Raw genomic sequence first — 26,032 nt, 5'->3', positions numbered from 1 at the left:
ATTGGCTTAATTGCAACGTAATCAGCCCTTGTGCTATTTATTATCGTAAGGATTATTAGCGATGCAGGAGACTTCCCTTCCATGCCTATAATAAACATTGATCCTTCTGTAAAGTATGCGGGAGATAGCCAGAGGGTGCTGGATGGTGAAGCAACCCTGGAAAAGGCCAGTGCCGGCCTAGATACAATTGGTGTGACCCGTATTGCCAATATTACTGATCTTGATCGGCTGGGAATCCCTGTGTTTTCAGGCATCCGTCCCACAGCTGCTGATGGTGCCATCTCCGTTTATTCCGGTAAAGGAGTGAACCAGCAGCAGGCCCGCATCTCCACGATTATGGAATGCTACGAACGCTGTCTTGCAGAGCGCAACGGGGTGAATGCAGACATTGACGAAAACGTAGCTGCTGATGAATTCATGGCTACAATGGAAGAAGCTGGTGTCCAGCATGGCCTGATTCATCCTGAAGAATTCCTGATGCCGCAACCCCTTGATTCTTCTTCATTGATCGAATGGACAGAAGGTTTTGACCTGCTTTCAGGAAAAGAGGTATATGTGCCTTCCAATGCTGTTTATCATCCCTATGATGCTCCGGGTATGTCTGCACATCTTTTCCGCAGCAATACCAATGGACTTGCCTCGGGTAATGTGATGGAAGAAGCCATCCTGCACGGTTTGCTGGAAGTAATTGAAAGGGATGCTCTGAGTATGGCCGAGTTCAACCGCAATCCGGGAATGGAACTTGTGCTAACTGAGGAAGACGGCCAGGCCTACGAAATGCTCAAAGCCTTCAGGGATAGTGGTGTGGATATTCGTCTCTGGGGTTTGCTACATGACACTCCTGTCACAACAGTGGTCGCTGCTACGGATGATGTACAGCTGAAAGATCCAGCCCTACTGGTCATGGGGGCGGGTTCTCATCTAAGACCAGAGATTGCTGTTATGCGTGCTATTACTGAGGCTGCACAGTCCCGTCTTGTCCAGATCCACGGGGCACGTGAAGATACAACCCGGGAAGACCTGGTACGTAAGATTGGCTATGAACGTATGAGAAGGATGAACGTTTACTGGTATGAGGAAGGTGTGGATAAGATATCCCTGGCATATATGCAGGACATTTCCTCCCCGACACCCGCAGGAAACATCAATACCGTTCTGTCCCATCTGGAAAAGATTGCTCGCAATGTTATTGTTGTGGATTTGAGCCGCAGTTCTATCAATATACCTGTAGTCAGGGTAGTAATTCCCGGCTTTGAGCAATACACCCTTGATCGTGAAAGGGTTGGTAAAAGGATTCGTCTGGTAGGCAAAAGAAAAGGTCCTGAAAGGGAAAAACCCTGGAAACGCAGGCCAAAAGTATGAAAACAATCGTTTTTGCCGGCACCAGTATAGGCCTAGAAGAAGCAGGAAAACTCAGTGGGGCCACCGTCCACAGCCCTGTTAAACGCGGAGATGTTACACAGGCTGTAAAACAGGGTTATGACTTGATCGGCATCATTGATGGTATTTTTTCCACAGGGCTGCAGTCGGTCACAGGGAAATACTGGAGTCCCTGCGCAAAAATATAACAATTGTCGGTGGGTGTAGCATGGGAGCTTTGCGTGCATCCGAAATGGATCGCCACGGGATGATAGGTGTGGGTAAAATCTATGAATGGTACCGCGATGGTGTTATTGAAGATGACGATGAGGTGGCGGTTGCCACAAACCCTGATACCTATGAGTCCATTTCTGCTCCGCTTGTGAATATCCGGTGTACCTTCCTCTCTGCTATGGATGAGGGAATTATTACGTCTGTTCAGGAAGCTCTCCTGCTGGACATTGCAAAAGCTACCCATTATTCTCTAAGGAGCTATTACGGCATAATAAAAAGTGCCCGGGACAAAGGAATGCTGGATGAACAGACGGCCGTGTGTTTACTTGGTTTTTGTCGTGACACTGAAGTGGATATCAAAAGAAAAGATGCTCTGGCGGTCCTTTCCAGAATAAAGGAGTTGAATCTTTAAATTTTATACGTCACAGTGGGGGTGCTCTATTTTGCCACACACTCCCATTGTAGGATGGCCCATGGTACTGCATATGGTATCGATAGCCTGAAGGGAAACAAAGCTTTCAAAACGGCTTACCTCTCTGCAGGCTTCTTCAGGTGAGAGGCCATAGTTTTTGAGCATAAGGCTCAATATTCTGTGTCTGCGAATCAGAAAAGCAGCATATTCCTTCCCTTTTTCTGTAAGTTTCACACCACGATAAGGTACATGGTTGACGTATCCCTCCTCTGCAAGTTCGTTGATTGTTTTGGTTGTTGTAGAGGGATCTACTTTAAGGTGGGCTGAAAGTTCATTGGTGCGTACGTTTTCTTTTCTCTGGTGAATATATTTGAGATATTCTATTTTACGCGGGGAAAGCTCAAGCCCTGTTATCTTTTCCATGGTTGGAGTTTAATTGAACTACTCCACGCTTACGCATGGAGATTCCTACGAGTTGTTATGTCATTCATTGGATGTATTTTGGATACATCAAATGTCAATAACCCTGTTTGTCGTAGATTATGAGCAAAATGCTCATAGCCTGTCCAAGTGGCATAATTGGATAGGGTTGCATAAATGTTAATATAACTATAAATAACTTATGCAATTATATTATTATAACACGGCTTTCATCCCCTACCTTACGGAAGGGGGCTTCTCGCCTGTTGAGTTAAAAATATATTTAAGTCTTATGAGGTTTTGCTCAGAAAACAGGTTTAACATCTGCATATGCCCATACAACAAGCCCGATAATTCCCACAAGAGATAACAGTATCAATGTCATACGGGCTCTTTTTTCAAGTTCCAAAGCACCTGCAATCCGGATGTAGGTGATCTTGTTGAGTGTGCTCACAATACCGGCAAAAACTGCGGTCTCAGCAGCCACGATGTATGAAATTTCTCCCTTCACTGCAAGGCTTGCCATGGAAGCTGTTACTGCCGAGCTGCTGGCCACACCTCCCAGCGCAGTTACATATGTTCCGTATGTTCCCGCGTATTCGTTGGCAAAAGTTGCAAAAACCTGTAATATCAGAAAGATTGCTCCAAAACGCAGTGCAGGCTTCAGGGCAAAGGGTGAACCAATGTCAAGAGTTTCTTCCATTTTCTTTGATAGGTTCTTGTTTTTCCAAAAAATCCCTATTACTACCAGTATCATCAATAATTGCGGAGGTAACATATTCAGGGTAGTCTTGCCTGAATTATCTACAATCAGGGCAATTACCAGGTTACTGATGAACATAGAAAGGTTGGATAAAAGGACGCCGATGTAAAAGGCATTTACAAGTCCGGCTTTTTCCTTTGCTATTGATGCCAGGGCAGCAGTAGTGGCTTCACTGCTCACGAATCCTCCCAACAATCCAGAATAGGGTATACCTCCTCCTGCTCCAAAGCGTTTGAGGGAAATGTAACTGATAAATCCAATGAACATCACAAGTACGACAATAAGGATTGTGGCTTTAAGATCCACAATACCCCATAGTTCTTCATCAGGTACGAGGGGATACAGGACGAAAGCCACGGCAAGGAACTGAAGGCTGTTCAGGATATCTTCATTGGAAAGGTTCTGGGCAAAAGAATGGAGGGGGCGTTTTTCAATAGTCAGGAAAGTTATTGCAACTCCACCGGCAATAGCAAACAGGTAATTACCATTTGCTACCAGTATTCCCAGCAGGAAGGTGCAGAATAAAGACAGGGCACTTGTCATGCCCAGTTTGCCTCGCATTGTGTAGGTACGGTATATCAGGGCAATACTACATGCTATTATCAAAAAGGCTGCAGCAACTATAATATCATTGCCGATTGTTTTTCCTGCAATTGTTGCCAGCATGCCTGTGACAGCAGCCAGGGAATATGTACGCACACCTGCAAAAACCGGATGTTCTGCTCTTCGATGTTCTCTTTCTATCCCGATGATTATACCTATCATCAGAGACAGGATGAGTTTTTGCAAAAAATCAAATAAAAAAAGGATCAAGACCGACGGTGGGTATAATTTCCATCACTCCACCTCCGGATTGGTAAAGTCTTTAAGTTCCTTTATTTAAGGATATCTTCTTCAACTTCTTTCCTGCCTGCTTCCAGTTCATCTCCCTGCTCATCATCGTATTCAAGCAGCATGGTCTGGAATTCCCCCACATGGGTTTTTTCTTCCTTTGCAATGTCTAGCAGCACTGCCCGGATCTCCTCGCTGGAAGCAAGTTCGGCCATCTGTTCATAGAGGTTGATAGCATCAAGTTCGGCTATAATGCCAGCCCTTAAGATTTCCTTATCTATGTTCTCATCCTCTACAGCATCAAGGTCAATTGGTATTTTTGATAACATACGTATCCTCCCATCAAACATTATAGAAATCTTAGGATATATTTCTTGTCATATTGCCATATGTCTACGGAGTATCCCGCATAGATGTATGCAAATCTATCCGGATATTTGCGTCTGATTTCATCCAGGTGGGATGTGCAGTGCCCGGCTGCTATGTATGAAAGTTTGCCCAATGTGTCCATGTCATTGAAGTCGTGTAGTCCTCCGAGTACACCTGTGACATTACCCATTTTTGCAGCGTTATCGATTATTTTCCCCAGTCCCGGATGGGCACATCCGGTTATAATATACAATTCATCTTCAGATTGCAGGATAAGGGATTGTTCTTTTATGCGGCTTCCCAGTTGACCGGTGGTAAAAACTCCCTTGCAGACCTGCCGGGATTTTGTGACTTCTATAAGATGGGCATATCTGGCTATTTCCTTTTTGAGATTTGGGGAGAATGCCCTGGGTACATACACTTCCAGGGCATCTGAATTATGTAATATTGCAGACAATCCTCCTATATGATCCCAGTGCTGGTGAGATAGGATAAGTATGTCTATGTCAGAGGGTTTCACGCCCACATTTTGAAGGTTTTCCAGCAGGGCGGGTCCGTTCCAACCCGTATCAAAAAGAAGCGTAGTGTCTCCCTGTCGAATCAGGCAGGCAAATCCCCATCCTGCATGGAAACCCTCGGCTGCATTATTATCATAAACAACGGTAAGTTCCATATTCAATCTTCCATATTGAATTTTTTACGCAGGTAATATCCGGAATAGATTGCACCTGCAGGATTATGTGCAAGCACCCGATCCTTGACAATCAGGGTGGTTACCGGGGATTCACTGTGGCGGGTAAATATAATGTCATGGCCCATACAGAGGCCGACGATGATATTGAGCTCGGTTTGTTTTTTGGCAAGTAAGAGGGCCTGTCCCTTCGGGTTACAGGTAACCTCGAATTGATCCGGCTGGATCTTTTCAAGTTCATACTTTTCCTTCGGGATACCACAGACCTTGCAGCAGGTGGAATAAACCTTAAAATCCTTTTCCAGGATTCGGGTGATAGTTGCGGCTTCACTCGCCAGCCCGATACAAAAAGCAATTCCCAGTTTTTGGTAACCCATTTGTCTGGCAAACAGGATAAGTTCTTCCAGCCGGGTTTTTTGCATATAGTATTGCCCTTCGATAGCAGCTGCAACCTGCATACAGTCGAGGTCTTCACCGGTATATTCGATATCTTCTGCAACACCGCTGCAATCTTTCCCGTTGCGGCATTCCTTCTCCTGACAGGTTGCACATTTCATGATTGCATCTCTTCTTTTACTTCTTCCCATACTTCTATGACGCATTTTGCAAAAGAATTGTCGGTATATTCCACAATTGTTTTTCCCTGTACCATTGCCTCGGTAGGGGTTGTATCATAAGGGATTTTGCCTGCAATTTTAATCCCTTTCTGGGTGCAGAAAGTTTCTATTTCTTTTCTTTTGCTGTCGTTTATATCGGATTTGTTTATGCAAACCAGAGATGGTATATCGAAGTGTTCTGCCACTTCTATCACTCTTTTAAGATCATGGATTCCGGCTACAGTGGGTTCGGTGACTACAAGGGCAATGTCCACACCCGCAAGAGCTGCAATTACCGAGCAACCGGTACCTGGCGGTCCGTCTATGATTATTGTATCTGAATTGTTCTCCTTAGCTACCCTTTCTGCAATTTCCCTGACAAGTGTGACAAGTTTTCCTCCGGCTTCTTCCCCTATTCCGAGTTTGGCATGAACAAGCGGTCCGAACCGGGTTTTAGATTCATAGGCTTCCCCGCACTTATTATATTCCATTGTCACCGCATCGGCAGGGCAGACATACTCGCATACTCCACAACCTTCACATATGTACGGATCGATTTTGAAACCTTCCTTTATTGCCCCGAATCTGCAATGGTCAACACATAGCCCACATCCTGTGCACTGTTCAGGGTGTATGATTGCGGTAGGTAATGCGGTAAAATCATGGGTTTTTATTATTTCAGGTTGCAGCAGCAGGTGCATATTTGCAGCATCGACATCACAGTCTGCAATGGTGGCATTTTCCGCAAGAGCTGCAAAGGCTGAGGTGAGGGTGGTTTTGCCGGTGCCTCCTTTGCCACTGATTACTGTGAGTTGTTTCATCTAACAGCCTCCTTTATAGTTTCAAACATCTGCAGGAATTTTTCTTTCCACTGCGGCATTGTTTCAACAAAAGGTATGCCTTCTGAATAAGCTTCAGCTATTCTGCGGTCATAGGGAATTTCCATTATTACTGGTAAACCGGCTTGCTGGCAATATTCTTCAACACCTCCATCCCCTACTCCTGCACGGTTGATTATCACTCCCGCAGGAATTTTCATTTCCCGGACAACTTCCGCTGCTAGTTTCAGATCATTGAGTCCAAAAGGTGTGGGTTCGGTAACAAGGATGCAATAGTCAGTATCTTCAACTGTTGTGATCATAGGACATGCGGTGCCCGGGGGAGCGTCCATTATTACTGTATTTTCGCCTGCATAGTTCTTGAGTTCTTTTATCAGGGGTGATGCCATTGCTTCTCCTATATTCAGAAGTCCTGTATGGAACTGTCCTGAAAAGGATCTCTCTATGTTCCCTATGTTGCGTCCTGTTTCACTGATAGCATCATTGGGACAGACGAGGCTACAGCCTCCACAGCCATGACAGAGATCGGAAAAAACCATCACTTTTTGTGGTAGTGCTGCAAGCGCATTGTAATTGCAAAAATCAGCACATTTGCCGCAATGCTCGCATTTTTGCTCATCTATCACAGGAACTGGTATAGTAACCTCTTTTACTTTTTCAAGATCATTGTGTAAAAACAGATTGGAATTTGGCTCCTCCACATCACAGTCAAGGAGGCTGGTTTTTGGAACAGAAAGGAAGAAATTAACAGCAACTGTTGTTTTTCCAGTTCCTCCTTTCCCGCTTGCCACAGTTATTTTCATAGTTATTCACTTCAGTTTTTCAGGATTTCTTTGATAAAAGTTCCCTGGCCGATTTTGTCCATAATATTGCCTAACCTTTCTTTACCGGGATCTGTGCGGTATTTTATGAATGCTCTAGCTATATCATTGATCGTCTCTATGATTTCTTCCTCGTCACAGAATGATTTGATCAATACTCCCTCTGTAGGACGGCGTGCACCGTTACCTCCTATCCATAAAGAGTAACCGCGTTTATCTTCCAGGGCAGCTTCATGGGGGCATCCTCTGACACACCATCCACAATTTCCACAAAGATCCCGGTTTATAACTGCCTTTTTGCCCTCAATGGATATGGCATTAAACTTGCAAAGTTCGGTACATCTTCCACAGCCTGTGCACTTTGTTTCATCGATAACCGGTCTGAGCTGGCCCATTATGCCGATGTCATGCTCTCTTACACGGACACAGCTATTCGGACAACCGGCAATCCCCACTTTCATTTTATGGGGTGTCAATTTTTGAGCAAAATGCATTGTTAGCTTGTTGGCCAGTTCCTTTGTACTCACAAGCCCTTCGGGACAATAATCCATTCCCGGGCATGCTGTAGCATATCCCATTCCGATTGTCTTCAATCCTTCAGCGTATATTTCTGCCATAAGATCATCGATGTTTTCCCCCGGGACACCCTGGATTTCGATACTTTTCCTTGTAGTCATTTCCAGTGTACCGTCTCCATATTTTTCGGCAAGTTTGGCAACTTTTTCCAGATATTTGTATGTGGTAATTCCGGAATCGGTTTTTATCTTGACAAAGTTTGTTCCTTTTGCTTCGGGTCTTACTCCCGGATAGTCACGAACCCAGTAGTAGCTGACTTTTTCCTCTGAATTGAGACGTTTGTCAAGTTCATGACGGAACTTTCTCATTTTGAATTGTGCCAGTTCTTTTGTCATTTCAATATCTACTTCATTTGAAATCTCAATATAACCCGCTTCATTTGCATCATTAAGCAATTTTAATCCTTTGGCATTGCGGGCTATCAATGTAGTCCACCCCTTTGACGACCCGGAGCTTCCTGCAGAAATATCAGCGACCTTTGATACTGCGTCCCTGCAGATCTTACAGCCATCCCAAACACAATCTTGAAGGTCCTTCAGGGAGATCTCAATATTTTTCTCATCCGTGGTTATAATCATTTCATCAAGTTGAATGGAATATTTTTTAATATCGTTAAGTTTGATTCCCTGTTTTTCCAGGAAATCGGATAGTTTGTGATAATTGAAATTTTCCATGCAAAATAGGCCAATCGTGTATTCAATAGTAGGATTATTGGCAAATTCTCCATCCATTCCTTTTTCTACAGGGTGCACGTTAAGCCCGTTGAAATATTGCATTCTACGGACGCCATAGGTTTGACATGGAGTTCCTACGACTGCTACTTTGTTGAAATTATCTTTTTCATTTCTGAGAGTAGATAATAATGGGACGGTTGAATATTTTGCTCCCTGAGATGTTGTTATTTCTTCCCTCTTTCCAATTATGTTTGCTGCAGGTTTGGCAAAACCAGCTGTTGTTATGGCTCCGTCTATAAGTCCCTTATCCATACAATATGCAATAAGGGATGAGACAGCGCCTCCATCCTGTCCTTTTTCTGCGAGAGCCTCATCTGTTGCTCTTGCGGAAACTATTTTTTCGTATTGTCCCAATACACTGGGAGGTTTTGCCTTGAAATTGAAAGTATTAAGTGCTATCCGGGAAGCATCGGTCATTACCCGCTGACATACATCTTTGCATGCTCCCTCGCCATTCCTGTAGCATTCATCTTTAAGATATGGTCCGTTTTCATCAAAACGTATAAGATCATACGGACAAACAGCAGCACATGCCCCACAAAGGGTACACATGCCTGTATCTACAATAGCATCTTTCAGGAACCATTTATTTTCTACCATATAATCACATCAGTGTTCGTGGTCATGTCCACTGCAGGAGTTGTTTGCACCAGCTTGCTCGAGCCTGTCACTTTTCCAGTCCTCGATGGCATCATTGACGCTTCCCTGTGCCCCTACAAAAACTTTGATGCCGAACTGTTCGAACAACTGTACGGCTTTCCACCCTAGACTTCCACAGAGCATGGTTTCAACTCTTTCATTTGCGAGTAATTCAGGAGGCAATCCAACGCCACCCATATGCTCACTGGTATTCTCCAGAACATCTACCTTGCCAGTCTCACTGTCGTATATTGTGTAATAAGGGACTCTACCAAAGTGCTGCCCTACAGGTGAATCTATTCCACTATTTTCGGTTGCCGGTATACATACTTTCATTTTCTTCCCCCTCTGCCCTGTCCGCGACCCATGCCTGCATGTGCCTTGGCAGTTGGACCGGATACCTTTTCCAGAGTACCTTTATTATACTGTTCAACTGCTTCTTTTACTGATACGCCGGAAGTAGTTACGACTTCTATTCCTGCTGTGGAAAGGACTTCGTAGGCATTAGGTCCCACATTGCCGGTGATCAAAACATCTGCCTGCATTTTTGCGACGTCCTGGGCAGCTTGTATGCCGGCACCCCCGGTAGCACCCGCTGCAGTGTTTTCCTTTGTTTCAAATTCTCCGGTTTCGGTATTTGTTATTATGAAATAAGGTGCTCTACCAAAACGGGGCTCAATATCAAAATCGGGTTCATTGCCTTTTGATGTTATGCAGATTTTCATTGTTATTCCTCTTATTTACTATATTTAGCACATAAAGGAGGAATTATATATAACTTTCTCAAAACGATATTATAGAAAACCTCTTATGCTGCATATAATAAGCTAATAATATCTTATGGAATAATGTAATAAAAAAATATTGCAGTAAGCATTCCTGGTCTGTAAAAAGCCAAACAAATATAGGAGTTATGAAAAAAGAGAGAAAAAGACTGGACTTAGTATGTCCAGTTCTTTGCTGCTTCGATCATTGCCTGAAGGTTCTGGGTAGGAGTCTTGCTCACAATACCGCAACCCGGTGCGAGAAGCTGTACTCCTGCATCGAGAACGTTCTTGGATTCTTCCTTTACACCTTCGACATTGTCTTCGCCCTGGTTCCAGAGGACACTTACAGGGTCGAGGTTACCTAATATGAGGGCCTTGTCCACATTCTCAACTGCTGCTGCAGGGTCGACATTCTGGTCTACACTGATTGCGTCTACGCCGCAGGTTTCCATGATTGCAAGTCCGTTTGTTGTGTCTCCGCAGATGTGGAGGATGGATGGTATACCTTTTTCGTGGAGTGCTTCAACAATCTTCTGGTGGAACGGAACTACGAAAGTCTTGTAGAAGTCAGCACCAATAAGCTGGTAGCTGGCTGTTGGATCAATGATTGCAAAGGTGTCGGCACCGTTCTCGACCTGCTTGAGGGCGTACTGTGTGCAGAACTCAGTGGTGAATTCCATGAGTTTGAGGCCAAATTCCTGGTCGGTCATGATGTTCATGAACCAGGAGTCACCGTTAAGGTGCTGTGCGAGGGAGAATGGTCCGATCATACTGCCGATGATTGGAAGTTCGTCACCGTATTTGTCTGCGAGGATCTTGACTGCCTTGGATACATTTCCGATCCTGCCATCTTCAACGTTATATCCTTCGAATTGCTCGACGTCTTCGATCTTGCTGACAATGTGGCTGATTACGGATGGCTGCTGTTCCTTGGTACTTGGCTTGATTCCGCATCCGAAAAATTCTGCTTCTGCTGTGATGTCGAAAGGAACACGTATTGCTTCAAATCCTACAACTGTGTGTCCTGCTTCTGCCAATGCTGCCATTTTTACAGGGTCTTCATGAGCTTCTGGCCAGTAAGCATCTACTGCATCCATCTGTTCGACTGTTCCTGTCTGGGTGGCACAGATAGCAGGCATCCTGTCTACTTCTTTACCTGCAAATACGCGTGCTAATCTCTCTTTGGGTGTATATTCAACCATAACCTTTACTCCTTAAAACTTATTTTTATTCTAAAAGGTAATCTGGCTACGCATTTAGCATATATATATCTTTTCATGTTCAATTTTCATGAAAAAGCGCTATCAATATGCCTGTTTTTATCGCAGGGGTTCTCTTTCCCTTACATTACCGCATAAAGCATTGAAGCCACGCCAATCATCAGAGGTTCCATTACCAGATCGATTTCGTTTCTTTCCCCAATGTCTTCAGGTAAACCACAGGGGATTCCCGGTGTGGACACGAGGCATCTTTCTGCCACCATGCCTTCAGAGATCGTGTTGGGGTTTGGTGTAGCCTCCAGGACCATGGAGAACTTGTGTTCTTCTTCGGGATCATAGGGTATGATGCCCAGTTCTCTGCGGGCCTTTTCCATAGTTTCCCGGTCGGGGTCATAGGCATACACATCGAAATCCCTTTTTACGAGATGTTGTGCTCCGGCATAACCAACTCTTCCCAGGCCGATTACAAGTATATCTTTTGAGTCGGCATATTTGTAACGGGAGGCGATTTCAGCATAAACCACTCCGGTGCATACATGATTGGTTGCAATTTTGCCGTTTCTCATATTATGTGCAATAAAAATGTGGTCATCTGCCATCAGTATTATGTCGGCATCACTGGAAACAGCTTCATAGTACCCGGTAACGTCAGGGTGCTCGGTTACAGCACCATCAAGGCCGAAATATTCGGTTATCGTAAGCAGGGATGACGAAAAATTGGTAATGATACCGTTGCCGGAAGTCATGGGCACAATACCTACCTTTTCTCCGTCAAGAGTTGTGCCGTATATTTGTTTGCATATGTCAGCAATGTCCATTCCGGTTGCTTTTTTGATAGTATTGTTATTGCACTCAAGCTGTTTTGTAAGTCCTTCTAGGTCTTGTGGTGTAAGTAGTGCCATATTAATCCTCCTTTTATTGCTTCATATCGGATTTGATGAGTTGAATTGCTTTTTTTCTTTTATCACACATTTCATGCCGGGTCGTGCCACTGGATATCAGGGTATAGATTGGTCTTTTCCCCTTACATTTGAATATTTCCAACCCGTTTGATTCATGGAATAGCCGGTAGTCATCACCGCCTGAAAGCATATGTTCTCCAACAGGGATAAGTTTCCCATCAGATACCATCAGGTGTTCATAGTTACATTGTTTGCCAACAGAAAGAGGATTATTTTCCTTTATTTTTCCTGCAAAAGTTCCCATTAGCCATTCGAGCAGGTTTACACCAACACTGTGATATACTACGGTAGGTGTCTGGCTGGGAAACCGTGCATCAATCTCAATAACACGGATTCCTTCAGGGGATAGTATTGCTTCCACATCCATGATTCCTTTAAGGCACAGATTGCTGGCCAGCAGGTATGCGATTTCCCTGAAATTTGCATCTGTCTCCATCGGGGTGACCCTGTGGCAATCATGTTCCCGGTCAATATGGACCTGTGTCTGGTGACCGATCATGAAATTCCTCCCGTCACCCACGACTTCCAGTGAAACTACCGGTCCGGGTACATATTCTTCAATGACCATCGAATCATCAATGTTTGCCATTTCACTGTCGTTGTCAATTATGCGTGCCCCTTTGCTGCTGCTCATACATGGGGGTTTTACAAAATAAGGTGGATTTTTGGGTTTTTCTGAAGGAATGGGTATATCGATCGATTTGAAATATTCCCTTGAAAGCCTTTTGTCCATACTGGTATGAAAGGCGGCAAAATCGAAAAGAAGAGGGCAATATAGTTCTGATTCTATTTTTTTCAAAAAGAGAAGGGTATCAAGGTTTTCATTTGTCGGAATTATGGCATCTGAGTGGCGGGATAATTCTATGAGCCTTTCTGGTCTTTCTGTAATATCGAAGCAAAAATGCTCATCCACACTATTACGTATCAGAGGCTGGTTTTTCCTGTCGATCAGATGTACCTGTATCCCGGATTTCCTGGCAAGATAAGCAACCTCGAAGCCCTGTAGCTTGCCCCCAATCAGACATATCGTTTTCATTCTACCTTCCCAGTATCTGATTGAACTCTTCCTGCTTTCCCGGTTCCATTCCCATGCTCTGAAGTTTTTCCACCACACTCCATGCATCACGGTTGCGTTCTGTCAGTTCCCTGTCATAGTTAACTACGCCTTCCAGTGTAGATCCGGAAGGAATGATGGATGTCACAACGTTTGCTCCCGCATTCAGCCGGTAAACCATACCTTCCATGCCTTCAAGGTCAAGGGAAGCAGGGATCAACCTGTCCGGGAACATGAGTCTTAGAATAGATATGATTTTTAGTTCTGATTTGCTGCTTCCGGGCTCTCGGCTTGCCAGGGGTGTGCCTTCCTGAGGTACAAATGTCATTACACGTACCATATTGGTATTTGATTTACGCAGGCCTTTGAGGGATATCAGGGTTGATTCGGCTTCAGATTCAATTCCGGTAAGGATTCCGTCTTCTACACAGTAACCAATTTCTTTTGCATTCTGGCGGCAGTTTATTCTCTGATCGCATACCTGGCCTACCCTGAGCTTGTTGTATAATTTTTGGTCATATGTTTCCTGGTAAAGTGCCAGGAAATCGGCCCCGTTATCATACATTTGCTTGAGGGTATCTTTTCCCACTACACCCGGGGAGATCATTATTGGAAGGCCAAGTTTGTCCTTTACTTTCCGCACAGCACTGACCAGTCTTTCAGGATGATCGTGATAATAAGGATCCTCTCCCATTGTTAGGTCTATCATGTGGACAGGATCATTTTCAAGTGCCTCGCAGACCTTTTCGATCTCATCGGGGGTGAGCCTGTAGCGGTGGATATTGTTCTTACAGTTATAATAGCAAAACGAACACTGATTCTTACAGTATGTTGAAAAATACACGAAACTGTACAGGAACACCTTATTTCCAAAAAAGTTATCACGGACCATGCGTGCCACATGGAACAACTTCTGCATCTCTTCTTCATCCTCTATGGCCAGCAGGTCTCTTATCTCCTGGTCCCTGAGCTGGTATCCTTCATTTATTGAGGATGCAAATTTGTCCAGCTGTCCATTGTCCATGTTTTCAAACAAATTATTCACCTGAGATTGGTTGTAATTCCGTTATAGTATGATATAGACCTGCTTGAACGCTTGATGTTTGTGTATTTGTGCTTTACCTTGAGTAATCTTTCAAGTCCCATTCCTGCACCCATCCAGGGTTTGTTCACTCCCCAGTCGAGGTCCTGTGGAATGGGTCCCACAACTGCTGAAGATATTTCCATATCTCCGTGCATTATGTCAATGGTATCTCCATACACCATGCAATTATCCGAGATTACTTCGTAATCGATGTTCAGATATTTGAGCAGGTCATCAATAATTTTCAGCAGATTTTCTCTTGTGCATCCCGAGCCCATCTGACAAAAATTAATCATTGTAAACTCTTCAAGATGTTCTTTGCCATCGGATTCCTTCCTGTAGCAGGTGCCTATCTCGAATATCTTGAGGGGGTCGGGCATTATGTTATCAAAATTGTGCAGGTAATTGTATAATCCTGGGGCAAGCATGGGCCGCAGGCATGTATTCTCATCCACCCGGAATATCTGCCTGTAGAGAGGATCTTCTTCAGTGATTCCCATTCTTTCAATGAATTTAGCCGGGATCATGACTGAAGTGCGTACTTCCATGAAACCCTTTTCTATTAAAAAGAGGGAAATATCCCTTTCAAGCTGGGCCAGCTGATGTCTGCGATCCTTCTCATACATCTGGCGCAGATCTTGCTTTCTCTTTTTGACAAGTTCTGTCTCCAGCTCCTTGAAGGGGGGGAGTTCTTTTACTGAACTAAGGTCATCTGCAGGGCTAAGCAGCGTTGTAATTCTTTTTTTCTGGGCAGGTGTGTAATCCGGTTTTACAGGCTTTTCTTTTTTTGCCTCTTTTGCAGCAGGCGGCATTTCATTTGCCTTGCTGGATACAGATTTCACCACTGCTGCCTTTTGAGGTTTGCTCTTTTTTGTTTTTGGAGCGGTGACGACACGTGCCTGGCTTCCCCTGCCGAAATCTTTTGTGACAAAACGAGTAATACGCTCATCGGAAAGTTTGCAGTTTTTGCATGCTTTGCGATATTTATTGTTGCGTAGCGCCCTTGCAGAGCGACTTCTTCTGGAATTACGTACTGTAAAGCGGCTTCCGCAGTCAGTAGTGATATGAATATGGTTCCTCGACACCTCGAAGTTCTTTACACCATGAAGTAACCCGTTCCTTGAGAGCCACACTCCGTTGGTGTCTATAAGTAAATCTAGTGGTTTCCTTTCCATAGGGGATTGCTCCGGCTATAGAGGCGACTTTTGACATCTACATTTGCTGAGGCATCTAATTTTGCAACATATCCAGACCGTCACTTTCTATTTTACTGGCGGAAACCCCGGGAATCTAACCCGGCTGAATGGATCTAGAGTCCATTTGATCTACCTGATCAGGTTTCCACAGGATAGTCTGCTTTATTTCTTTGAATTTGTATTTAACTTTATGGGTGTGTGATGGGGAATAACAGTTTTCTATCATAAATTATATTAATTATAAGTTCGCTGCTAAAAATTGCTTTATATAACTTCATGCATCTTGAAAAACACCAATTAAAGCCCGGCAGATGATAAACTTATGCTCCCTTTCAAAGAAAATATACTTGAGTTAATTCCTTCAACCCATGGCGGACTTATCCGAAAGACTTCACAGCAGTATTCCACTCCTCTGTCCGATATAGTGGATTTAAGTGCCAGTTTAAATCCTCTGGGCAGTCCTTTTGATAATCCTGAATGGGGTATGGACCTGCAGGAATTGTTTGCCACTTCCTTTGAAAGAATGGGTCAATATCCTGATAATCGCTATCTTGAATACAGAACTGCAGCTGCCTTTTTTGTAGGAGGGGGCGCAGATGCTGTAAACCTTGTCCCCGGTAATGGTTCATCAGAAATTATCAGGCTTGTTGCCGGCTGTATTCTCAACGAGGGGGATGAGGTAATGATTCCCCAGCCTACCTTTGCTGAATATGAGCAACAATGCAGGGTGGCCGGTGCAAAGATTGTATATTATCCGGTAGAATCCCTGCTTTCCATTTCAGAGGATGCACTGGAATCGGCACGCATTCTTTTTGTGTGCAATCCCAACAACCCTACCGGTAAGTTGCTTGCAAGGGAAGATATCCTGCGCCTTGCAGGGCTTTGTGCAGAAACAGATACTCTGCTTTTTGTTGATGAAGCTTTTATTGAACTGTCCGATATATCAAGTACCGTTGTTGATGTTGCCATCTCCAATGATCATGTTTTCGTAATGAGGTCACTTACCAAATCATTTGCACTGCCGGGTATACGTATGGGATTTGGTGTTGCATCTGAGGCAATGGCTGAAAAATTGAATACGGCCCGTCTGCCCTGGAATATGGGCTCTCTTGCTGAAGAGGTGGGGTGTGCCCTAATGAGTATGGAAGGCGGTATGGAATCAACATACCTGAATGTGTCCCGCCAGAAGATAACAGAATACAGGGATTATCTTATAGATCGGCTGAGTGATATCTACGGTTTCCATCCTCATTCAAGTTCTGTAAATTATATACTTGTGGATATCTCCGAGCTCCTAATGGATTCTGTAGAACTCACGAAAAGACTTGCAAGACATGGTGTACTTATAAGGGATTGCAGTTCTTTCCCGCTGATGGAAAACGATTTTATCCGTCTTGCCGTGCGGCCTCCTGAAGAAACGGATATACTGATCCATACTATCGGAGAGGTCCTTACTGAATCCGGTAAGGATTATGCTGAGGAAAAACTGAAAGAAACCATAAAAGGCGCCTCCTCCGGCTGTTCTTCAAGCCGCAATACCTGTGAATACTATCCCTGTCATTTCGAAGGTCAGGACTGTACTTTTTGTTTCTGTCCCTTCTACCCATGTGAAGATACGCGCACGGGGGGCAAATGGATAGATAGCACTACAGGTAGCAGGGTCTGGAGCTGTGAAGATTGTGTGCTTGTCCACAATTCGGATGTTGTACACAGGATGCTTAACATTCTCATGGAAGATGGGGGTACTGAAATCAGCCTCAAAAAAGCCTGGGATGAAGTGATAGATGTCAGTTTGTAATTTATACGATTTTTAATTATCAATCCGCAGTCGGTTTATCCGGGATCGTGAAGGTAAATGTACTTCCCTTACCAACCTCACTTTTCAGTCCGACCTGTCCGCCGTGCATTTCCACGAGTTCCCTGACAAGGGAAGTCCCAGTCCGGTGCCCTTATGTTCACTGGATTTGGAGGATTTGGCCTGCTGGAAAGGTTCAAAAATTGTAGCCTGCTCGCTCTCGGGTATGCCTATGCCGGTGTCCGAGACTGCAACTTTCAATTTATCCTTTTCTTGATTGGCAATAATTGTAATTGTTCCTTTATCCGGGGTGAACTTGGCTGCATTGCTCAGCAGGTTGTACATAATCTGTTTGAACTTTTTCCTGTCGGCATAAACCCTGATATCTTCAGAAGGTAACTCCATTTGCAGGCCTATATTCTTTTTGGACGTGAGAGGTTTGATGAGTATGCTGATTTCATCCAATGCTTCATGCAGCTCAAAACTACTGTATTCAAGTTGTTCTTGTCCGGCCTCGATCTTTGAAATATCGAGAATATCATTTATCAGACTTAGCAGGTGATTGCCGCTTTTGGCAATGTTGGACACATATTTCTTCTGGTTATCATTGAGCTCACCTTTTACTTCTTTTGACAGGATATCGGAAAATCCAATGATTGAATTTAAAGGAGTTCTCAATTCATGGCTCATGTTTGCCAGAAATTCACTTTTGGCCTGGTTCCCTTCTTCTGCAGTCTTTTTTGCTTCGATGGCATTTTCTTCGGCATTTTTGCGTTCTGAGATATCCTGAAACATTTCCAGAATGTATATATCCCCTTTTATGGAAATTTCCTGTGCATTTTTCAATATGGGTTTTTTTATTCCATTTTTGCACTTTATTGTGGTATCCATTCCCCTGAATCCTTCCTGTCCCTCTCCCCATATGGGGCATTTTTTGAGGTGGATCCCTTGGGGCAAACGATGTCACATAGTTGTCCGACGAGTTCTTCCCTTTTATAACCTGTAATCTCACATGTACGGTAGTTTACATCTTTTATGATGTAATCCTGATCTATCATCAGGATGCCACCGGGCATGTTTTCATGTATCGTCTTTAACTTTTCTTCAGCTTCGGCTTTTTGTGTAATGTCATTTCCGATGGCAAGAAGGCCGGTTACTTCTCCTTCATCATCTTTTAATGCCGTGTCGTACCAATCGACAATGACTTCATTGCCTTCTTTTGTGACAATAGGGTTGACATTGCCTTCATTGGGATGGCCGGCAATCGCCTTTTTGAATACAGACCTGGTCCTCTCCTTTTCTTTTTCAGGTATGAATCTGGAAATCCAATCTTCTCCCTTTACTTCCTTAAGTTCGTAGCCGGAGAGTTTTTCCATATGGGGATTGTAATATACTATCTTTCCCTGCCTGTCAAGAACAGCCACAATCACTCTGGCAGTGCCGATTAGGCCTGTTAAAAGGTCGATTTCTTTAAGCAAACTGCCTTCATTCTGTTTTTCTTCAGTGATGTCCCTTATTTTCCCCAGATATCCGTATATTCTGGATTTTTCTGTAAAAAGAGGTGATATTTTTATCTGGCAATAAAAAGTACTTCCATCCTTGCGCTTCCTGATCCCTTCAAACTCATGAGGCTCTCCTGAATAGAGGTTTGAGAACATTTCTTTTTTCTGTTCCGAGGTCAGCTCTTGCTCATGGAGGATTGTTATTGGTTTGCCTTTTATTTCAGGCAAGGTCCATCCGAACATCTCTTCTGCAGTTCGGTTTACAAAATTAATGGTAAAATCAGGATTAGTATATATTATGGCATCTGTGGACTGCTGGATCATATCCTCAAATATTTTTGATTTGCTCACGGGCGCATTAAATTCTAAATTATCCACATTAACCACATTGCACTTTATAGTATTTTAAATATTTTTATAATGTTTATTTGCATAAACATGCGAGTTATGGTAGGTAAGGTAACTCTTTTTATTTATTCTTTGTGTATATTTTATTGATGTGATACAGCAATTGACGTTGCATGTCTGTTCTCTTCACAAAAGATACCAGTCATTATCGTTTTCTGAACACTCGGGGTCAATTCCCACAACCCTTCTTTCAATCCCCAGTTTGTCGGTGATTGCATCAGAGAGGTCCTGGAGATAGCCTTTCTGGCTCAGACTGCCGTAAATGAATCTCTTATTGGGGCGGATGTGCTCCTCCATTGTTTTTTGCCTGGGGGCAATATCTACTTCAATATCCGTCTTCTCAAGACCCTTGAGCATTGCCTTCCTGAAGTCGCCTGTGCAGTAGGCTATCCTGTGGCTATAGTTGTCACGGGTCTTCTCGAGATATGTTGCAAGTCTTTTGCTTTCCATACTTATAAAATCCCGCTTGATCTTTGCCACATTGCATTTTCCCATCATGAATTTATAATCTGTAAAAGGGTATTCATTATCAATTTCCCGGGGAGTTACACCACAGGTTCCAAAAACTACTATATGGACATCTTCGGGCTTTAGCAGATCAAAAATGATCCTGTCATACATCCTGTGGGATGGACTCGTATGATAGGGTTTCCTCATAGAACAGGGGACGAATATGCAGAATTTGCGTGTAGGTGCCTCATATTCATTGAGGACCCATTCATTGGCACGTATCATGTCCGGATGATAGATTAATCGCTCTGTATCAAGTGGTTCATCGGACCTTTCGTTTTCTGGTATTATAGTGGGCACTTGACTACCGTTGCTGAAAAACTATATATATAATTAACGATTTGATTGTTATGGTTTTGTACAATCTGTGCAACTTTGTTTATAGGGCTCCAGGTGAGTTTTAAAATGACGGGTTCAATTTCGGAAATGCTGAAAGCGAATTGTGAATGTGATGATGTTGCCAAATGTATTCTAGGCCTAAAAGACCTGGATCTAAAGGCTTATAAAATTCTGCTTTCCAATGGCCCTCTGACAGCTGAAAAACTCGGGAAGCATCTGGGCCGTGAACGCAGTACAGCTTATCGTTCTCTCCAGAACCTGATCTCCTGTGGACTTGTTTACAGGGAAACACATACCATTGATGTAGGTGGCTATTTTTATGAATATGTGGCTGTAAATCCTGCAGAGGTCAGACGAATGCTTCAGGAAAGTGTTGACCAGTGGTATGATAAAGTAAGCCATCTTATTAATAAAATTGATAAGGAACTTGTAGGGGACGAAATGTCATAATCATCCACATATATGGAATAATTTCATTTTTGACAAGCAATTGCCCTTTCCTGATATGTCCAAAGTTGCCGGGTGAATCAGGCAATACCGCGAGTTTTTCTTTGCTATTTTGATTTTTCGTTCCTGTGTTTTGCATGATGGCCCACTCATTTATTTATACGAAGAACTGTTTGGCAACAGTGGCTATTGCCTCTGGTATTTGGTGTAAACTATGAAATTCGGGAAAAGTCATCTCCTGCTGCTTTGTATCACTGCCTTTTTTGCCATGGCAGGAGGTGCAATTCTTGCTCCTGTTTTGCCTGATATGGTGGCGCCTCTAAATACAACATCCCGTGAGATAGGGCTTGTTATTTCAGTCTATACCATCTCCACCGCAATTTTCACTCTCATAATTGGCCATTTTGTAGACCGGCTGGATCGGAAAAAAGTACTGGTGCCCTGCCTTTTGATATATGGTTTAATGGGCCTGGCAAGTTTTTTTGCCACTAATTTGCAAACCCTCCTGATTCTGAGACTTTTGCAGGGTGCGGGGGTGGCCGGAATGATGTCTCTTGCAATGTTGATTATCGGAGAAGCTTATTCTGGTAGTGAACGTTTACACGCAATGGGTCGGGTCAGTACGACGATAGCGATTGGTATAATTGCGGCTCCTCTTATTGGAGGGGGTCTGGCAATTGCCGGCTGGAATTATCCATTCCTGTTCTATGCTCTTTCCCTGCCCTTTGCAGTAATTATGTTCTTCCATCTGCCCGAAACAAGGCCCCATAATCTGGAAATCAATAAAAGAGGGTTACTGGATGCATTTGGTGCAATGAGGGATTTCCGTGTGGCCTACACAATATTTCTGGTGTTTGTGACATTTTTCCTGCTGTATTCAGTGGTAGTTTATGTGCCGTTTATGCTTAAGGAATATTTCGGATATACTGCAGATAAATCCGGAATTGTGCTAGCTTTTCAGGGAATTGCAGTTATTATTGTGGCTTCAAATGTACGTAAGATAGCTGCAAGGTTTGAGATGATTTCAATGATAGGTATTGGCTTTTTCCTTGTAAGTATTGCTATATTGTTGCTGACACAGGTGGACTCTGTACTCCCTGTCATTGCCCTTATGTTCCTTTTTGGCTGCGGGTATGGCCTTTCCCAGACAGTCATAGACGGGATGATCGTTCACATATCCCCTCCTCAGGTAAGAGGGGGCGTACTTTCCATTCATAATTCCACAAAATATGTGGGAATGAGTTTGTCTCCTGCCCTGATGGGGATGGTTTATTTTTATTTTGGACTGCAGACTGTTTTCTTGCTTGCAGGTTTATTGGCTTTGTTTGCTGGGATTTCTGTTTATATGGTGAAGGGATGGTTTGTTAATGTCTGAATTTAGTTTGGTTCGACAGTACAAACGGATATGAACTCGTTATATTTATCAATTCAGTGGGTTATTTATTAGGTTGATTAGCTCTGGATTTTGCACTATCTTTTTGGGGAATATTAATGGAGGCCGATACAGCACAGAAGAAACTGGCAGTACTTATCGATGCTGATAATGCACAACCTTCCATCGTGGAGGGACTTTTTTCGGAAATAGCCAAATACGGGATTGCAAGCGTAAAACGGATTTACGGTGACTGGACACGTCCCAACCTTAAAAATTGGAAGGATAGCCTCCTGGAACACTCCATCCAGCCGATACAGCAATTCAGCTATACTTACGGGAAAAATGCTACCGATAGTTCCCTTATTATCGATGCGATGGACCTGCTATATTCCGAGCCTCTGGATGGTTTCTGTATTGTTTCTAGTGACAGTGATTTCACACGCCTTTCATCCCGGATCAGGGAATCAGGTCGCAAGGTATACGGTTTCGGAGAAATCAAGACTCCAAAACCCTTTATTGCGGCTTGTGACAAGTTCATATATACGGAAAACCTGCGTAAAGAAGAAGATGTAGTAGGCACAGTATCTGAGTCACCAATGCAGGCCCCGGGAAAATGGGACACCAACCGCCTCAAAGGTGACAGCAAGCTAGTTAAAATGCTAAGGGATGCTGTGGAAGATTCAGCTGAAGAAAGTGGCTGGGCTTTCCTGGGCAATGTGGGCAGTAATCTTGTGCAGAAACAGCCGGATTTTGATCCTCGTAACTATGGTTACAAAAAAATGTGGGATATTTCCCGGGCAATAGATCTTTTTGATATCGATGAAGTCCGGGCGGATAATTCCAGCAATAACCGGTTGATTTACGTGAAGGATAAGAAAAGCGATGGGAAGTGATTTTCCTTCACAATTGCTTTACGGAATGGGCTTTATATGTTTGATATGAAAGTCTCGATTCTCTCAAGAGCTTCTTTGATGTTTTCCCTGGAGGCCGCATAGGCACATCTGAGATATCCATTTCCTGCACTGCCGAATACATCTCCTGGTATGGTAACCACCTGTTGCTGTTCAAGTAGTCTTTCGGCAAATTGTTCCGATGTCAGGCCTGTGGACGCAACTGATGGGAATGCGTAAAAAGCCCCGCCCGGGTTGAAGCATTTCAGGCCTATATCATTGAATCCTTTGACAATAAGTCTGCGCCGCCGGTTATATTCATTGACCATTTTCTCCACTTCTTCTTCACCATTCTTGAGGGCCTCTATCGCTCCTACCTGTGCGGTTATGGGGGCACAAAGCATGCTATACTGGTGTATGCGCATCATGGCTGCTAAAACCGGTGCAGGGGCAAGTGCATAGGCCATTCTAAAACCGGTCATCGAATATGCCTTGGAAAACCCGTTGAGGACTATGGTGCGTTGCCTCATGCCATCAAGGGAGGCAAAACATGTATGCTGTGCGTCATAGGTCATCCTTTCATAGACTTCATCCGAGATGACCATTATATCATGTTCTTCCACAATGTCTGCGATGGGTTCCAGTTCCTTTTTATCCATCACGGCCCCGGTGGGATTGTTTGGATAATTGAGCAGGATGGCTTTGGTTTTTGGAGTGATTGCTTTTTTCAGGTTTTCGGAGGTAAGTTTGAATTTGTCTTCCCTGCATGTTTGTACGGGAACAGGGTTTCCACCTGCAAAAATGATTGCAGGTGCATAGGCAACGTAAGAGGGATCCACAATTATGATCTCGTCACCCGGGTCGGTGATAGCACGCACCGCCAGGTCCAGTGCCTCACTTACTCCCGATGTCACCAGTATTTCGGATGTAGGATCATAGTATAATCCTTGCTTCTGGGTATAAGTCCTGGATATTTCGTCCCTGAGTTCTACAAGTCCATAGTTGGATGTATAGGACGTTTCTCCCTGTTCCAGTGAATGAATGCAGGCTTCCCGGATGTGCCAGGGAGTAATATAATCGGGCTCTCCAACTCCGAGGGATATAATGTCTTCATTGTCGGAGACCATGTCAAAAAAGCGGCGGATCCCTGAAGGGGGTACCCTGTCCAGATAACTGGCTACAAAGCGTGAAGTGTCTGTCAGTTCTCATACCTCCTTTAGGGGGAAACCGGCAGACGTTTTACATGTTCGGGCTCTTCCATAATCAACCCGTCTTCTTTGTAGGTCTTAAGTACGAAATGGGTGGCGGTATTATGCACCTGTTCCAGAGTGGCTATTTTCTCTGCAACGAAAAAAGCGACCTGCTTCATGGATTTGCCACGGACTGTGAGGGCTATGTCATGTTCTCCTGAAAGCAGTCTGACAGAACGCACTTCGGGGAAACGGTATAATCTCTCTGCGATGGCCTGGTATCCCTGTTTGCGTTCCAGTGTTACCTTCAGTTCAATGATTGCATAGACATAGTCTTCCCCGGCAAGTTCCCAGTCAATCACTGTTTTATATTTGCGGATTATCTTTGCTTTTTCAAGCTGATGGATTCGCTTCTGGACTTCTTCCGGAGTCATGTCAACAAGGGCGGAGATATCTTCATGGCTTGCCCTGGCATCATTTTCCAGGATCTCCAATATATCCCTTGTTTGTCTGTCCATGCTCTTTGAGCCACCTGTATTTTTGTTTATTTTGTAAGAATTGCGTTGACAACGCCATCCTGGCCAGGACGACTGGTGATCCTGGCATCTCCAAGTTCGGTCTTGATGATGCTGCCCTTTGTGAGTATGTTACGCCTGACGTAGTGCTCGTTGGCTTCGTTATCGGTAACATTCTCTATTGTAACTACTGCTGTCTTTCCGGTCGAGGGATCGGTGACATTGGCAATTTTTTCCTGAAGGAGTTTTACTTTGTGGGAGCCGCCCCTGGTCTTTACGGATTTCCTTCTTGTTTCTGCGACATGTGTTTCTGCAGGTTCACTGCCGATTTCGTATTTCCTCTTTCCGCGTGCTGTTTTTCTCTTGGCAGCTGTGGCCGTTCTCTTTGATCTTCCCTGGGATATCATGATTGGAACCTCTGTTTTGTGATTTAAGTATAATACTAAGCTTTGCTATTAGGAGAGTTCATTAATTGTAATATTGTATATGAACCTTTCGAATATATACTTCTCACGAGTTTGGATAATCATAAATAAGGCTTTTACTTATGATGTTTATTATGCTTCGTGTAGTGTTCCTTGGTACCGGGGGAGCTCTCCCAACTGTAAACAGGAATCCCTCTTCTATTCTGGTCAACAGGGATGGGGAGTTGCTCCTTTTTGATTGTGGGGAGGGTACCCAGCAGCAAATGATGCGGGCCAGGACTGGCATGATGTCCCTCTTTTCTATATTCATAACACATTTCCATGCAGATCATGTGCTGGGGATTCCCGGCCTTTTGCAAACTCTTTCTTTCCACGGCAGGGATGCTCCACTGACTATATACGGTCCTGCCTGGGTGGAACAATTTGTAAAACTGGTAGCACTACTTGGCTACTGCCGATTGAATTTTGAGGTCAAAGCAGTACCTCTCGAAGCCGGGGACACTGTTCACCGGGAAGGTTATGTGATTAATGCCATTGAAAGTGAGCACAGTGTTCCTTCTCTTGCATATGCTCTTGTGGAAAATGAACGGCCGGGCAGATTTGACCGCCGTCGTGCTGAAGAGCTGGGTGTACCTGTAGGCCCACTATTTTCCCGTCTCCAGAAAGGTGAATCGGTGGAAGTAAATGGCAGGATGGTCCACCCCAATGAAGTGATAGGTCCCTGCCGCAGGGGGCGTAAACTCATCTATACTGGTGATACCCGTCCATGTGAGGCAATTATTAAAGCAAGTAAAAAAGCGGATGTATTAATTCATGATGGAACACTTGCACAGGAAAAAGCGGATTGGGCCCGTGAATCATTGCATTCGACAGCAAAAGAGGCTGCAGACGTGGCACAAAAAGCAGAGGTAAAGCGGCTCATCCTGACCCATATCAGTTCAAGATATACTGACGATTCTTCAGTACTTCTGGAGGAGGCAAAAGAAGTTTTCGAAAATACCTGTGTGGCAGATGACCTGATGGAATTTGAAGTTCCCTATAGGGAATAATGGACAGAAATCCTGTGCTT

28 protein-coding genes and 1 pseudogene are annotated in these 26,032 nt (G+C 44.0%); 8 read left to right on the top strand and 21 right to left on the bottom strand.

Features of this window, described 5'->3' with window-relative positions; all coding sequences use genetic code 11:
* Positions 1–81 precede the first annotated feature (81 nt).
* Genes C9889_RS04440 through C9889_RS04435 form a run of 3 tightly spaced genes read left to right on the top strand, consistent with a single transcriptional unit; the run spans position 82 to position 2,005 of the window.
* A complete protein-coding gene (locus tag C9889_RS04440) occupies positions 82–1,362 on the top strand; it encodes a YcaO-related McrA-glycine thioamidation protein (RefSeq protein ID WP_129597477.1) in 1,281 nt (426 codons plus the stop codon).
* Positions 1,359–1,568 carry a hypothetical protein gene (locus C9889_RS11145; protein ID WP_318531522.1) on the top strand — a complete coding sequence of 70 codons (210 nt, stop codon included), beginning with the start codon at positions 1,359–1,361 and terminating at the stop codon, positions 1,566–1,568. Before C9889_RS04440 ends, C9889_RS11145 begins: the two co-directional genes overlap by 4 nt.
* Positions 1,541–2,005, top strand: coding sequence for a TfuA-like protein (locus tag C9889_RS04435; RefSeq protein ID WP_318531587.1), 465 nt, complete (start codon positions 1,541–1,543; stop codon positions 2,003–2,005). The genes C9889_RS11145 and C9889_RS04435 overlap by 28 nt, the downstream gene beginning before the upstream one ends.
* Positions 2,006–2,008: 3 nt before the next feature.
* Here C9889_RS04435 and C9889_RS04430 read toward each other — a convergent pair whose 3' ends face one another.
* The 15 genes from C9889_RS04430 to pylS form a co-directional block, all read right to left on the bottom strand.
* Positions 2,009–2,428 (bottom strand): metal-dependent transcriptional regulator, encoded by a 420-nt coding sequence (locus C9889_RS04430; protein ID WP_129597475.1) that lies wholly within the window; start codon positions 2,426–2,428, stop codon positions 2,009–2,011.
* A gap of 301 nt (positions 2,429–2,729) precedes the next feature.
* Positions 2,730–3,953 carry an MgtC/SapB family protein gene (locus C9889_RS04420; RefSeq protein ID WP_225419985.1) on the bottom strand — a complete coding sequence of 408 codons (1,224 nt, stop codon included), beginning with the start codon at positions 3,951–3,953 and terminating at the stop codon, positions 2,730–2,732.
* 110 nt (positions 3,954–4,063) lie between these two features.
* Entirely contained in the window at positions 4,064–4,348 is a 285-nt protein-coding gene (locus C9889_RS04415) for a ferritin family protein (RefSeq protein ID WP_129597473.1), read from the bottom strand.
* Positions 4,349–4,368: 20 nt separating this feature from the next.
* On the bottom strand, positions 4,369–5,061 hold the full coding sequence (locus C9889_RS04410) for an MBL fold metallo-hydrolase (RefSeq protein ID WP_129597472.1): 693 nt from the start codon (positions 5,059–5,061) through the stop codon (positions 4,369–4,371).
* A 2-nt stretch (positions 5,062–5,063) separates the two neighbouring features.
* Positions 5,064–5,636: a DUF1847 domain-containing protein gene (locus C9889_RS04405; protein WP_129597470.1), complete on the bottom strand. Its 573-nt coding sequence runs from the start codon at positions 5,634–5,636 to the stop codon at positions 5,064–5,066.
* Entirely contained in the window at positions 5,633–6,496 is an 864-nt protein-coding gene (locus C9889_RS04400; protein ID WP_129597468.1) for an ATP-binding protein, read from the bottom strand. The genes C9889_RS04405 and C9889_RS04400 overlap by 4 nt, the downstream gene beginning before the upstream one ends.
* Entirely contained in the window at positions 6,493–7,317 is an 825-nt protein-coding gene (locus C9889_RS04395) for an ATP-binding protein (protein ID WP_129597467.1), read from the bottom strand. The genes C9889_RS04400 and C9889_RS04395 overlap by 4 nt, the downstream gene beginning before the upstream one ends.
* Positions 7,318–7,328: 11 nt before the next feature.
* Positions 7,329–9,245, bottom strand: coding sequence for a Coenzyme F420 hydrogenase/dehydrogenase, beta subunit C-terminal domain (locus tag C9889_RS04390; protein WP_129597465.1), 1,917 nt, complete (start codon positions 9,243–9,245; stop codon positions 7,329–7,331).
* Positions 9,246–9,254: 9 nt separating this feature from the next.
* Positions 9,255–9,620 (bottom strand): NifB/NifX family molybdenum-iron cluster-binding protein, encoded by a 366-nt coding sequence (locus C9889_RS04385; protein WP_129597463.1) that lies wholly within the window; start codon positions 9,618–9,620, stop codon positions 9,255–9,257.
* Positions 9,617–10,009 carry a NifB/NifX family molybdenum-iron cluster-binding protein gene (locus C9889_RS04380; protein WP_129597461.1) on the bottom strand — a complete coding sequence of 131 codons (393 nt, stop codon included), beginning with the start codon at positions 10,007–10,009 and terminating at the stop codon, positions 9,617–9,619. The genes C9889_RS04385 and C9889_RS04380 overlap by 4 nt, the downstream gene beginning before the upstream one ends.
* A 215-nt stretch (positions 10,010–10,224) precedes the next feature.
* The gene (gene mtbA / locus C9889_RS04375; RefSeq protein ID WP_129597459.1) at positions 10,225–11,253 is read right to left on the bottom strand and encodes a methylcobamide:CoM methyltransferase MtbA; all 1,029 of its coding nucleotides are present in this window, start codon (positions 11,251–11,253) and stop codon (positions 10,225–10,227) included.
* A 140-nt stretch (positions 11,254–11,393) separates the two neighbouring features.
* Positions 11,394–12,173, bottom strand: a complete 780-nt coding sequence (gene pylD / locus C9889_RS04370; protein ID WP_129597457.1) for a 3-methylornithyl-N6-L-lysine dehydrogenase PylD — start codon at positions 12,171–12,173, stop codon at positions 11,394–11,396.
* A gap of 13 nt (positions 12,174–12,186) precedes the next feature.
* Complete coding sequence (pylC, locus tag C9889_RS04365; RefSeq protein WP_129597455.1) at positions 12,187–13,269, bottom strand: 3-methylornithine--L-lysine ligase PylC; 1,083 nt, start codon at positions 13,267–13,269, stop codon at positions 12,187–12,189.
* Between the two features lies 1 nt (position 13,270).
* The gene (pylB, locus tag C9889_RS04360; protein ID WP_394342230.1) at positions 13,271–14,323 is read right to left on the bottom strand and encodes a methylornithine synthase PylB; all 1,053 of its coding nucleotides are present in this window, start codon (positions 14,321–14,323) and stop codon (positions 13,271–13,273) included.
* A gap of 5 nt (positions 14,324–14,328) precedes the next feature.
* A complete protein-coding gene (pylS, locus tag C9889_RS04355) occupies positions 14,329–15,546 on the bottom strand; it encodes a pyrrolysine--tRNA(Pyl) ligase (RefSeq protein WP_129597454.1) in 1,218 nt (405 codons plus the stop codon).
* Positions 15,547–15,889: 343 nt separating this feature from the next.
* Between pylS and C9889_RS04350 the strand changes: the two genes are divergently transcribed.
* A complete protein-coding gene (locus C9889_RS04350) occupies positions 15,890–17,365 on the top strand; it encodes an aminotransferase class I/II-fold pyridoxal phosphate-dependent enzyme (RefSeq protein ID WP_129597452.1) in 1,476 nt (491 codons plus the stop codon).
* A gap of 19 nt (positions 17,366–17,384) precedes the next feature.
* Here C9889_RS04350 and C9889_RS04340 read toward each other — a convergent pair.
* The 3 genes and pseudogenes from C9889_RS04340 to C9889_RS04330 form a co-directional block, all read right to left on the bottom strand.
* Positions 17,385–18,157: pseudogene (locus C9889_RS04340) on the bottom strand (sensor histidine kinase).
* Between the two features lie 80 nt (positions 18,158–18,237).
* The gene (locus C9889_RS04335; protein ID WP_164999274.1) at positions 18,238–19,242 is read right to left on the bottom strand and encodes a PAS domain-containing protein; all 1,005 of its coding nucleotides are present in this window, start codon (positions 19,240–19,242) and stop codon (positions 18,238–18,240) included.
* Positions 19,243–19,398: 156 nt separating this feature from the next.
* Positions 19,399–20,082, bottom strand: a complete 684-nt coding sequence (locus C9889_RS04330) for a DUF5591 domain-containing protein (protein ID WP_129597444.1) — start codon at positions 20,080–20,082, stop codon at positions 19,399–19,401.
* A gap of 105 nt (positions 20,083–20,187) precedes the next feature.
* Between C9889_RS04330 and C9889_RS04325 the strand changes: the two genes are divergently transcribed.
* The 3 genes from C9889_RS04325 to C9889_RS04315 all read left to right on the top strand — a co-directional run bounded on the left by C9889_RS04325 (position 20,188) and on the right by C9889_RS04315 (position 22,836).
* Entirely contained in the window at positions 20,188–20,571 is a 384-nt protein-coding gene (locus tag C9889_RS04325; RefSeq protein ID WP_129597442.1) for a helix-turn-helix domain-containing protein, read from the top strand.
* A gap of 211 nt (positions 20,572–20,782) precedes the next feature.
* Positions 20,783–21,943 carry an MFS transporter gene (locus C9889_RS04320; RefSeq protein WP_129597440.1) on the top strand — a complete coding sequence of 387 codons (1,161 nt, stop codon included), beginning with the start codon at positions 20,783–20,785 and terminating at the stop codon, positions 21,941–21,943.
* 116 nt (positions 21,944–22,059) lie between these two features.
* The gene (locus tag C9889_RS04315) at positions 22,060–22,836 is read left to right on the top strand and encodes an NYN domain-containing protein (RefSeq protein ID WP_129597438.1); all 777 of its coding nucleotides are present in this window, start codon (positions 22,060–22,062) and stop codon (positions 22,834–22,836) included.
* Between the two features lie 32 nt (positions 22,837–22,868).
* Here C9889_RS04315 and C9889_RS04310 read toward each other — a convergent pair whose 3' ends face one another.
* The 3 genes from C9889_RS04310 to C9889_RS04300 all read right to left on the bottom strand — a co-directional run bounded on the left by C9889_RS04310 (position 22,869) and on the right by C9889_RS04300 (position 24,945).
* Positions 22,869–23,960 (bottom strand): aminotransferase class I/II-fold pyridoxal phosphate-dependent enzyme, encoded by a 1,092-nt coding sequence (locus C9889_RS04310; RefSeq protein WP_225419984.1) that lies wholly within the window; start codon positions 23,958–23,960, stop codon positions 22,869–22,871.
* Between the two features lie 89 nt (positions 23,961–24,049).
* Positions 24,050–24,541, bottom strand: coding sequence for an Lrp/AsnC family transcriptional regulator (locus C9889_RS04305; protein ID WP_129597434.1), 492 nt, complete (start codon positions 24,539–24,541; stop codon positions 24,050–24,052).
* Between the two features lie 26 nt (positions 24,542–24,567).
* Positions 24,568–24,945 (bottom strand): 30S ribosomal protein S8e, encoded by a 378-nt coding sequence (locus C9889_RS04300; protein WP_129597432.1) that lies wholly within the window; start codon positions 24,943–24,945, stop codon positions 24,568–24,570.
* A gap of 152 nt (positions 24,946–25,097) precedes the next feature.
* On the opposite strand from C9889_RS04300, the gene C9889_RS04295 reads away from it, so the two are divergent.
* The gene (locus tag C9889_RS04295) at positions 25,098–26,012 is read left to right on the top strand and encodes a ribonuclease Z (protein WP_129597430.1); all 915 of its coding nucleotides are present in this window, start codon (positions 25,098–25,100) and stop codon (positions 26,010–26,012) included.
* The last annotated feature ends 20 nt before the right edge of the window (positions 26,013–26,032 follow it).

The sequence above is a fragment of the Methanohalophilus profundi genome, assembly GCF_004137855.1.
GTDB classification, from domain to species: Archaea; Halobacteriota; Methanosarcinia; order Methanosarcinales; family Methanosarcinaceae; genus Methanohalophilus; species Methanohalophilus profundi.
The sequence above is the reverse complement of the archived record's forward strand: the minus strand, read 5'-3'. Positions and strand labels throughout refer to the sequence as shown.

Excerpts from the sequence above, each read along its gene's own strand:
- C9889_RS04405 (WP_129597470.1), bottom strand. The coding sequence starts at position 5,636 with ATGAAATGTGCAACCTGTCAGGAGAAGGAATGCCGCAACGGGAAAGAT.
- C9889_RS04320 (WP_129597440.1), top strand. The coding sequence starts at position 20,783 with ATGAAATTCGGGAAAAGTCATCTCCTGCTGCTTTGTATCACTGCCTTT.
- C9889_RS04390 (WP_129597465.1), bottom strand. The coding sequence starts at position 9,245 with ATGGTAGAAAATAAATGGTTCCTGAAAGATGCTATTGTAGATACAGGC.
- C9889_RS04420 (WP_225419985.1), bottom strand. The coding sequence starts at position 3,953 with ATGATAGGTATAATCATCGGGATAGAAAGAGAACATCGAAGAGCAGAA.
- C9889_RS04385 (WP_129597463.1), bottom strand. The coding sequence starts at position 9,620 with ATGAAAGTATGTATACCGGCAACCGAAAATAGTGGAATAGATTCACCT.
- C9889_RS04325 (WP_129597442.1), top strand. The coding sequence starts at position 20,188 with ATGACGGGTTCAATTTCGGAAATGCTGAAAGCGAATTGTGAATGTGAT.
- C9889_RS04315 (WP_129597438.1), top strand. The coding sequence starts at position 22,060 with ATGGAGGCCGATACAGCACAGAAGAAACTGGCAGTACTTATCGATGCT.
- C9889_RS04305 (WP_129597434.1), bottom strand. The coding sequence starts at position 24,541 with ATGGACAGACAAACAAGGGATATATTGGAGATCCTGGAAAATGATGCC.
- C9889_RS04300 (WP_129597432.1), bottom strand. The coding sequence starts at position 24,945 with ATGATATCCCAGGGAAGATCAAAGAGAACGGCCACAGCTGCCAAGAGA.
- C9889_RS04310 (WP_225419984.1), bottom strand. The coding sequence starts at position 23,960 with ATGGTCTCCGACAATGAAGACATTATATCCCTCGGAGTTGGAGAGCCC.
- C9889_RS11145 (WP_318531522.1), top strand. The coding sequence starts at position 1,359 with ATGAAAACAATCGTTTTTGCCGGCACCAGTATAGGCCTAGAAGAAGCA.
- C9889_RS04440 (WP_129597477.1), top strand. The coding sequence starts at position 82 with ATGCCTATAATAAACATTGATCCTTCTGTAAAGTATGCGGGAGATAGC.
- C9889_RS04415 (WP_129597473.1), bottom strand. The coding sequence starts at position 4,348 with ATGTTATCAAAAATACCAATTGACCTTGATGCTGTAGAGGATGAGAAC.
- C9889_RS04430 (WP_129597475.1), bottom strand. The coding sequence starts at position 2,428 with ATGGAAAAGATAACAGGGCTTGAGCTTTCCCCGCGTAAAATAGAATAT.
- pylS (WP_129597454.1), bottom strand. The coding sequence starts at position 15,546 with ATGGAAAGGAAACCACTAGATTTACTTATAGACACCAACGGAGTGTGG.
- C9889_RS04350 (WP_129597452.1), top strand. The coding sequence starts at position 15,890 with ATGCTCCCTTTCAAAGAAAATATACTTGAGTTAATTCCTTCAACCCAT.
- pylD (WP_129597457.1), bottom strand. The coding sequence starts at position 12,173 with ATGGCACTACTTACACCACAAGACCTAGAAGGACTTACAAAACAGCTT.
- C9889_RS04295 (WP_129597430.1), top strand. The coding sequence starts at position 25,098 with ATGCTTCGTGTAGTGTTCCTTGGTACCGGGGGAGCTCTCCCAACTGTA.
- C9889_RS04380 (WP_129597461.1), bottom strand. The coding sequence starts at position 10,009 with ATGAAAATCTGCATAACATCAAAAGGCAATGAACCCGATTTTGATATT.
- mtbA (WP_129597459.1), bottom strand. The coding sequence starts at position 11,253 with ATGGTTGAATATACACCCAAAGAGAGATTAGCACGCGTATTTGCAGGT.
- C9889_RS04400 (WP_129597468.1), bottom strand. The coding sequence starts at position 6,496 with ATGAAACAACTCACAGTAATCAGTGGCAAAGGAGGCACCGGCAAAACC.
- C9889_RS04410 (WP_129597472.1), bottom strand. The coding sequence starts at position 5,061 with ATGGAACTTACCGTTGTTTATGATAATAATGCAGCCGAGGGTTTCCAT.
- pylC (WP_129597455.1), bottom strand. The coding sequence starts at position 13,269 with ATGAAAACGATATGTCTGATTGGGGGCAAGCTACAGGGCTTCGAGGTT.
- C9889_RS04395 (WP_129597467.1), bottom strand. The coding sequence starts at position 7,317 with ATGAAAATAACTGTGGCAAGCGGGAAAGGAGGAACTGGAAAAACAACA.